At 62.0% G+C, this 2,073-nt stretch carries 3 protein-coding genes; all 3 read right to left on the bottom strand.

Going from position 1 to position 2,073, the window contains the following annotated elements:
- Positions 1–153 precede the first annotated feature (153 nt).
- Positions 154–786: a hypothetical protein gene (locus tag FFT21_RS28295; protein WP_137816957.1), complete on the bottom strand. Its 633-nt coding sequence runs from the start codon at positions 784–786 to the stop codon at positions 154–156.
- Complete coding sequence (locus FFT21_RS28290; protein WP_137816956.1) at positions 783–1,478, bottom strand: hypothetical protein; 696 nt, start codon at positions 1,476–1,478, stop codon at positions 783–785. Before FFT21_RS28290 ends, FFT21_RS28295 begins: the two co-directional genes overlap by 4 nt.
- Positions 1,475–2,073, bottom strand: a 599-nt coding sequence (locus tag FFT21_RS29410; RefSeq protein ID WP_225978844.1) for a hypothetical protein, incomplete at its 5' end; no start/stop codon positions are given. The genes FFT21_RS28290 and FFT21_RS29410, both read right to left, overlap by 4 nt.

Here is a 2,073-nt window from a genome sequence, read left to right as displayed (position 1 = left end):
CAAGAACTGGAAGATACTTGCCACCGGCTTTCGAGGGCGCCTCGCCGAGCTTCCGAATGTCATCCGAATCGTCACCGCACTGGAGTTCTACCGACTTGGCTGGTAAGGGCTCTGAATAACGCTCCCAGTCCTTAAATTTGGAAACCGGTCAAGTCAAGATCGGCGCGATGGTTTGCCTGGATGGTCGGCCAGCCAGGGTCCCAGGCGCTTCAGATACTTCGCGGGAAGATCGAACAATTGCACTTGCGGTGGACGCTCGGGCACCATGGTCTTGGTCAGCTCACTAGCCCGTTGTGCGATCTCGGTGACGGATTCGGGATTCCTCGCGAGGCGTATGGATCCGACGATATAGATGCGTCGTTCGCCATCGGGCATAGTGTTTATCACGCCGGCATACTTTGGGTCCCCTGCGAACAACAAGCGCCCGCTCGGTGGCATGACCGAGCTGACCGCGCCACGAACTTCGGAAATTTCCTCGCCCGTGGCGATGTCAGTAAGAAGAAAACCACGGTAGACTTTCTCCCAGACCCGAAAAGGCAGGAAGTCAATCTCCCACGAGATGGGTTCCCGTTGCCAACGACCCTTCTTGTAGCCGTACTCCTGCCACGGAAAGTTCGCCAGGACGTTGACGATACCCTCTCTGTTGTATGCCAACTCGGGAATCTTGCGGTAGCGATCGGAGAAGTCGTAGGTAGCGTTAATTATATTTTCTTCGACGAACTGTCGCGTTTTCGGGTCGCTCAGCGCGGCCCCCGGCCTGATGGGAACATCGATGATCATGGTCACCCAAGCAGTTGGCTGATCTTGCTGCGGGCCTCGGAAGGTAGAGCCGGCGGTTCGAAGGACACGGACGCGGCCATCTGGACGACCATGGCGCGGTATTCCGGACCATGCGTCTCGAATGGAGTGGAAAGCTCGATGACGGCCAACTTGTCACCCTTCTCCGAGGGAACGAACGCCTCAAGTTGGTAGACCCTGGTCGTCGCTCCCTCCGGCACCGCCGGCTGGCCAGGTATCTGCGGCGTGGGTAGCTGGCGAGAGCGTTCGAAGAAGAGCGTGGGTCGGCCCAGCACCTCGACCAGATCCGCCTGGCCTCGCTCATCGGCGTCGGCCTTGGCCTGAAGCAGGTCGTTGAGCAGCAGTCGAGGGTTCCGCGTGCCTTGGTACTCCTGGTAAGAAACGACGAGCGAGGACGTCACCACCGTCTGGTCGGTGGGCGAGGTGTGACGTCCGATACCGCAGTACAACGCCCCGCTGGCGGCCAGATCGGTGAGGAACACGCTCAACACGCCGATCACGGCGCGGATCTGCGGCTTTTGCGCATCATCGGCCACGTCCGTGAGCACTGACTCGGCACGTTCCAGGTAGCCGGGAACGTCGTCGAGCGGCAGTGTGAAGTAACCGGTCGGGATGCCGACCCACACCGGGATGTCCGCGGCACCCGTACCTGCGTCCAGGGCACCCACAATGCCTGTCATGAGAACGCTTCCTTAGCATCGTGATAGAGGCTCGATCCCACGCCCTTGACACGCCACATCAGGTTGAGCCGGTCAAGAGAGTTGAGCACGCGCTCTCCGTCCTTGACGGACGGGATGGTGTCGCTGAGCACCTTGTCACCGAAGGTGACTGCCTCGCCGAGCTTGCTCACACCCGGTATCCTGCCCAATCCCTTGACGACAAGTCCCGGTTCATGCGCTGCGGACACCGCGACATCGGCGACCCTGGCCGCCACATCGCCGCCCTTGATGGCCTCCGTTGCGGCAGCTGCACCGATCTTCGCGCCCGGAATCAGGCTGGCGGCGTCGCCGACGCCCGTCATGAGCGCCCCCATCGAATCTTTGTTGAAATGGCAGTGCAGCAGTTCACCGATGCCATGGCGGAACTGGGGGTCGGCGAGGTCGGTGGCCAGGGCTCCGGCGCCGGCGACAGCAGACACCCCGAGAGCGATGACGTCGACCGGCGGTGGGGTGACCAGGGCGACCAGGCCGGCGATGGCGGAGACGGTGGACAGGACGGCGTGGATGTCCTTCAGGTGGGCCTTCACCCAGTCGCCGACCGCGCTGAGGGCCGGGG

Source organism: Gandjariella thermophila (genome assembly GCF_005405885.1).
In the GTDB taxonomy this organism is placed as follows: domain Bacteria; phylum Actinomycetota; class Actinomycetes; order Mycobacteriales; family Pseudonocardiaceae; genus Gandjariella; species Gandjariella thermophila.
Note: the sequence above shows the minus strand (reverse complement) of the source record. Positions and strands in the feature narration are given on the sequence as shown.